4 protein-coding genes are annotated in these 6,462 nt (G+C 35.2%); 1 reads left to right on the forward strand and 3 read right to left on the reverse strand.

Going from position 1 to position 6,462, the window contains the following annotated elements; genetic code table 11:
• The first annotated feature begins 112 nt into the window (after window positions 1-112).
• On the forward strand, window positions 113-2,188 hold the full coding sequence (locus tag H1P_RS34820) for an AAA family ATPase (protein ID WP_144876274.1): 2,076 nt from the start codon (window positions 113-115) through the stop codon (window positions 2,186-2,188).
• A gap of 311 nt (window positions 2,189-2,499) precedes the next feature.
• Here the strand turns inward: H1P_RS34820 and H1P_RS34825 are convergent, their stop codons facing one another.
• The 3 genes from H1P_RS34825 to H1P_RS34835 form a co-directional block, all read right to left on the reverse strand.
• Entirely contained in the window at window positions 2,500-2,961 is a 462-nt protein-coding gene (locus tag H1P_RS34825) for a hypothetical protein (RefSeq protein ID WP_144876276.1), read from the reverse strand.
• 168 nt (window positions 2,962-3,129) lie between these two features.
• Window positions 3,130-3,930 (reverse strand): LCCL domain-containing protein, encoded by an 801-nt coding sequence (locus H1P_RS34830; protein WP_144876278.1) that lies wholly within the window; start codon window positions 3,928-3,930, stop codon window positions 3,130-3,132.
• Window positions 3,931-4,508: 578 nt separating this feature from the next.
• The coding region (locus H1P_RS34835; protein WP_144876280.1) for a CHAT domain-containing protein at window positions 4,509-6,462 on the reverse strand (1,954 nt) is incomplete at its 5' end.

The raw sequence follows: 6,462 nt of genomic DNA on the forward strand, positions 1-6,462 counted from the left end.
AGAAAACCAATTACATTGGGTTCTAGATGTGGAATTCAGTGAAGATAATTCGCGAATCAGAAAAGATAATTCTCCTGAAAACTTAGCAGTTATAAGACATATAGCTTGAAATTTGTTAAAACAAAACGCCGAATTTACTTATCAGTTATATCACAAAATTCTAGAAAATAAGGAATTAAGAGAAGTGAAAAATAAACCCAATCCTTTTGGTAGTAGCCGTGTTGATACTCCCTTCCAAAACCATCCCGATCTAACTTCTATTTACCAAAATCAATTTATCACCCTAAAAACGATTATTACTGATATTAAAAGCGATCGCAATCATCAAACTAAAGGTGCAGTCGTTATTGGTGAACCAGGTACGGGTAAAACTCACCTTATGATGCGATTAGCCAAAGAGTTATTAGAACATAATCGTTTACTTTTTATTCGCCAACCGAATAATCCTGATGCAATTATTTATCATACCTATAGCCGAATTTTAGAATCTTTAGTTGAAAAAGTACCTCAAAGTAACTATACCCAAATAGAACATTTATTAGCTAATAGCTTTGTTAAATTAATTAGTAAAAATGCTATAGATTCTCCGAGCCAAAAAGAACAATATATTCTAGAAACTACAGAAGAAAATTCTCTAAAAATATATTATAGTTTAGGTGCAGAAGGAACACAAAGAAAAAGAGAATATTGGCAATATATTGAAAAAAGAACTATAGAATGGTGGCTAAATCGCTATAGTGCAGCAGGTTATTCTTTAGAGGTTATTAAAGGAATTATCAAGTTCTGTAGTTATTCTGACCCTAGCTACAAACGATTAGTTACAAGATGGTTGGCTGCTGATAATTTAGAAGAACATGAACTAGAAAAAATCAACTTAAGTAACTGGAATAAGGAAATGAGTAAAGAAGCTTTTTCCTTAGAAGCTATTTCGGTATTAAGTAAACTTTCTTTATTGGATGAACCTTTAATTATTGTCTTCGATCAATTGGAAGGATTAGGCTTAAAGCACAATGAAAGATTGTTACTAAGTTTCGGCGAAGCGATTAAAGAAATTTTTACTCATGTTCCCAATAGTCTAATTATTTTAAATTTATTTCCCGATCGCTGGCAACAATTTCAGCAGATTTTTGATGGTTCAATTATAGATCGCATATCTCAACATCAAGTTACTTTAGAAAAACTTTCCCAATCTGAATTAAAACAGATACTACAAACAAAAGCTCAACTAGTGGAGGTGAATATCGAAGCTTTATTCACTGATAAGGAATTAAGTGATATCCTTAATCATAATTCGATTCGTGCGGTATTAAACAAAGCTTACGACTATTATCGCTCTAAAGTAAATGATATTTCTTTACCAGCTAGAGTAACCACTAAGGTATCATTTTCACAAGAAGAAACAGTTATCGACAGATTACAAAATCTAGAAAATCAAGTTTTCCAATTACAGCAAGTCTTTCAAAATATTGCCCAAGCACTAACTATTTTTCAAGGGTTTGAACCTGAAGTTAAAACAGAAGAAAAGAAGCAACAAAATAATACTTCTAAAGATACTGAGTCTCAATCAGCAACTAATAATAAAAATAATAAAAAAATCTCAAATACTGAAAATAAGAAAGAATCACCAGAAAAGCAAAAATTTGTCAACTATATTGAAACAGAAAAAGAGCAACTAGAACATCAATATCTTTTACCACAAATAATAGATGACAGTGATGATATAGGCAAGCTTAAAACTATTGTTGAAGCCTTCAAAACCATTAAAAATCTAGAAATAGATCACCTGAGATTAGGTAAACGTAAACTACCAGAACACCTAGTAATTAAAAAGAATTCTGTCAATCTTTGTATCGGTTTTTTACAAATCAGTGGTGGTTCATTTACGACTCGCATCAAAAATTACAATGCCCTAGTTATTACCCATAAAGATTTTAGATTTGTACTTTGGCGAGACAGTAGACAAACAGGTATTTCAGGTAAAATTGGTAACGAAGAAATAGCCAAACTGAATAATGCTTCTAATGGTAACTTTTTAACAATGGGTCAAGAAAATAGAATCAATTTTGAGCTAATTTATAAACTAATTGTTGACATTCAAAATAGAGATTTAGACCTACCCTTAGAAACAGCATTACCGATGCTTAGTTCTTATTTAAAAAATTATTGGCTAATTAAAAGTTTATTGTAAATTTATCAGTAATGTGTTTTTAATGTGCCGAATATAACCCGATCGCAACTCTAGTTTTTTCCAAAATGATACCAATTATTAAAATTATGGTCATCATTCGTCATTTATCATTCACACTAACAATGAATTTAGACAGTAGCTAGAAGTTGAATTAAACAGCCTAAAAAGCGATCGCGTATACCATTTTCTAAAAGTAACAAGAGACTTAGATAACAGTAAAAATCTAAAAGTAAAAAACCAAAAGCCAAAACTAGCAAGATATTTAAAAATTAATGTTAATAATAAATGGAGGATAACTTAAAAATATTCGATCAAAGAACTTCGATGAAAAGTGTAACAGTACTACCAATTACCGCACCAATTAATGATAAAAGCCAAATCAATTTAATTCTTTGAGCATTAGTTTGACCTCTGATAAAGCCAGGATATTTAATTAGTTTTTCTGCTCCACTTTTAAACCAAATCCAACGACTTAAAAGAGCAATTAATGACCAAAGAGTTACCCACCAAATAATAACAAATGGATTTCCCCCACGAGGATTTAAATAATCTGCTGAGTCAGAAGCAAAACCTGTTGTCATCCCAATTCCCATCAGAAACCAGGGTATATTAAATCCAATGAAGAAACCTCTAATTAGCTTAATGTAACCCGATCGCAGTTCTGGTTTTTTCTTAATATGGGGTTGCGCTCTAATCCAAAAAACAATTGCATTTATAATATTAGAGGCGATCGCGAGTAACCAAAAGTTGTTGATAATTCTTTCTATATCCATAGTAAAAGTATTGCTTGTAATCAGTAAGTAGGTAGACAAAATCATCTTCGTATCTACCACTTAGTTATATTTACTATTTCCTGTTGTCTCTTTTCATCAAATATTGGATTAATTCTGTTCAAGTACTTGGTACAAATAGCAAAGAACTAATGAAAGAAGATACAACACTTATTTGTTTACAGGGTTATCCACAAAAGAAATAGAGCGATCGCTTCCTTGACGATCATCAGTTTCGATACCGTTACGTATGCTTCCCACTAGATTATCTACACCAGGATCGATCTGCACGGTAACAAGTCCGCCGTCTGTAGTAATTTTTCCTGCATGAACGGCTGCTTGACAAACTATACTGTGGAAAGCGTAAGAGTCTGTACCATAGATAAGTCTCTGTCTAAAATCATTGGGTGCAGCAGGACAATTAAAAGTAAATCTTTGACCGATCAAATCTCTGTAAGCAAATCCAGTAGCCGTAAATTTAGTATCCCAGTCCAGTCGGGGAATATATGAAAGATGAATTTCCTGATTTTTAGCAGAACTGGAACCGTCAATAAAAGCCATACTGCGGGGAGTTGCTGGTAAGTTGGCGGTGGTTACATCATTACGAGTGCTACCAGTGTAATCAGATTCCCCTGGATTCAACTGAACGGTAACAACTCCTCCTTCTGTATTAATTTTTCCTGCATGAAGTGCTGCAATACAAATCGAATTATTACTGGGATATGAATCTGTTCCGTATACGCCAGCATAACTTTGATTCACTACTGCTGGAGGACACTTGGCAGTGAGTCTTTGACCGATAAATTTATCATTATCAAATTGGAAAAATTTTAGAGCAGTATCCCATTCAATTTCGGGAATAGATGGAGAATCGCTTTGAGCAGTAGCTTGATTGCTCGCAACACTACTAAAACCGACAAATAAACTAAGTAAGCCAAGAGTGAGAGTTTGGCGAAATTTTTTGTAGCTCATAATAATTATGTTGTAATTGCATTTTCTATTCACCTTTCGGTGAGAGCCACCAAGTCTCTGCAATTTTGTTACATTATGTAATAATTTGCTCTAAAAAATATTTAAATCAAAAAATCTCGTCTCTTGATTTTATAAATCTGTGTAATACTAAATTCTGTTCATGTAGGCTACTTAAATGTTGAGCGAGGCAGCGATACGACCTCGATACGAATACAACAGAACTGTCTCAACAACTGCGAATTACAAGCTAAACGCTATTTAAGAGATTTTTCCCGCAACTGATTGTTAATTAGATAGCCAAAGCCTAATTTTGCCATATGCTTAACTAACTTTTCTAAGCTATCTCCTCTGCTTTGCGCGGTACTTTCTAAATTCCAATTATGAGCATTTAATTGTTTGAGAAGATAAGCTCTTTTCGTTTGAGCCTTAGAAAGACCATAAATTTTAAGATATTGTATCTGACCAACATCATCAAAATTGCATAATTTTTGAAAGCAGAGAAGATTATTCTTCTTACCTCATCAACTGTAAAGACATAGTTAATAGCTAGACTAAGTCTCTACAATTCTTCTTTATATTTAGTTCCAATTACCAATTAAGGTAAAAGAAGACCAGAAATAGGGGTGAGCCATCGATAAATCTCCTTGAGGAAAATCTTGGGGTAAATTGAGATTTTCTCCATTAGATAAATTGATTTGTCCCTGACTAATTTTTACTTCTTCTTTCAGCATTTGCAATTGAGTTTGTCTTAAAGCTTCTGCCTTAATTAGAGTATCGCTTAACTGGTCATAAAATTCACTCATCAGAGCTAAAGTACCCAAATCACTGACGTACCAGAGACTAGCCAGAGCAGATTTAACCCCAGCTTGCACTGCTAATCCAGCAAAACCTAATTCTGCATTTTCATCGCCTGTTGCTGTTTGACAAGCACTCAAGACCAACAATTCTACAGGAATCGAATCCGCCGAATTCCAACCTAACTCATCGGTAAGATCTCTCAACTCAGACATTCCTAATCTTTCGTCATAAAACTGAATGTAAGAGTCTCCTGAGTTACCTGATTTAAATTCTGCATGAGTACCCAAGTGAATAATCGAGAAATTTTGACTGCGACTATTTTGGGCTTTGAAATTGGCAACTGTAAAATCTTCGTTAAGATAAATTTCTCCTTGACGGGGGGTTCGAGTTACACTTTCTAACTCCATAGGCATAGCAGGAAGTGGAGTTTGTTCTGAAAATTGAGATGCTCCCATCGCTAAGATTTCTTTTTCACTAAGATTGACATAACGAGTGTCTGTCAGACCAAAACTAGGAACCAAAGCTAAGGCATATTTCTCAATTAAAAACTGTTCTCCATCGTGAAGTGCAGCAATTGGTAAAAGACGCAATCCTGTATCCATTGAGAAGACTAAGATATCAATATCATTAGCTTCTAATTCTTTTTCAATCGGTGCAATCAAAGACTTATAAAGCTGTTGTGAAGACTCTAAGTAGTTACTGCCTTTAATTTGTCTAACATCACTGACTTCTTGGCGGAATCTGTTCGCAACGTCAATTATTTCTTTACGAGAAGTATCTTGAATCGTACGGCGAAGAGTATTTTGAGCTTCAGGACTATTAATCTTATTAGACGCAATAACAGAGCTATTCTGACCCGCAGCACTAGAAACTGTGGGTAAAACGGTAAAAACTTCTAATTGGTTAGACTGTAACGAAATATTGATAAAAGCAGCTTTTTTACCTGTTTGTTGCGACAATTCCCCTAATCTTTCAGAAATTGCTGCTACAGAAGGAGCTTGACCATACATTTGTACTTCAGCGTAGTTAGCCAATTGCGCTGTCTGGAATTCTTCGTTCATTTGAATAGCTACATCTGTGCTGGCTTGCTGCACCTGTACTTCGTAAGCAATACGGTCGATTTCTTGTTCAACATCTGATTGCTCTGATTCTTCTTCCGAATCATCACTTTCTTCTTCTGATTCACCTTCTTCATCTGTAGTTTCTTCTTCTTCTGCTTCAGCTACAGTTTCCTCTTCGTCGGTTTCTTCAGCTACAGTTTCTTCATTTTCTCCATCAGTTTCCTCGGCTGTAGCTTCATCAGTGGGAGAATCATCAGCATCAGCTTGGGTTTCTCCATCAGTAGAGTCTTCGGCTGTAGTGTCTTCAGTGGGAGAATTATCACTATCACCATCAGCATCGGCTTGAGTTTCTCCATCAGTAGAGTCTTCGGCTGTAGTGTCTTCAGTTGGAGAATCACCACTATCACCATCAGCATCGGCTTGAGTTTCTCCCCCATCACCACTATCTATATCAGTGTCGGGGTCACTACCAACATCTGTACCATCACCACTATCTACATCAGTGTCGGGGTCACTACCAACATCTGTACCATCACCACTATCTATATCAGTGTCGGGGTCACTACCAACATCTGTACCATCACCACTATCTATATCAGTGTCGGGGTCACTACCAACATCTGTACCATCACCACTATCTATATCAGTGTCGGGGTCACTACCAACATCTGTA

The sequence above is a fragment of the Hyella patelloides LEGE 07179 genome, assembly GCF_900659865.1.
GTDB lineage: Bacteria > Cyanobacteriota > Cyanobacteriia > Cyanobacteriales > Xenococcaceae > Hyella > Hyella patelloides.

Excerpts from the sequence above, each read along its gene's own strand:
- H1P_RS34825 (WP_144876276.1), bottom strand. The coding sequence starts at position 2,961 with ATGGATATAGAAAGAATTATCAACAACTTTTGGTTACTCGCGATCGCC.
- H1P_RS34830 (WP_144876278.1), bottom strand. The coding sequence starts at position 3,930 with ATGAGCTACAAAAAATTTCGCCAAACTCTCACTCTTGGCTTACTTAGT.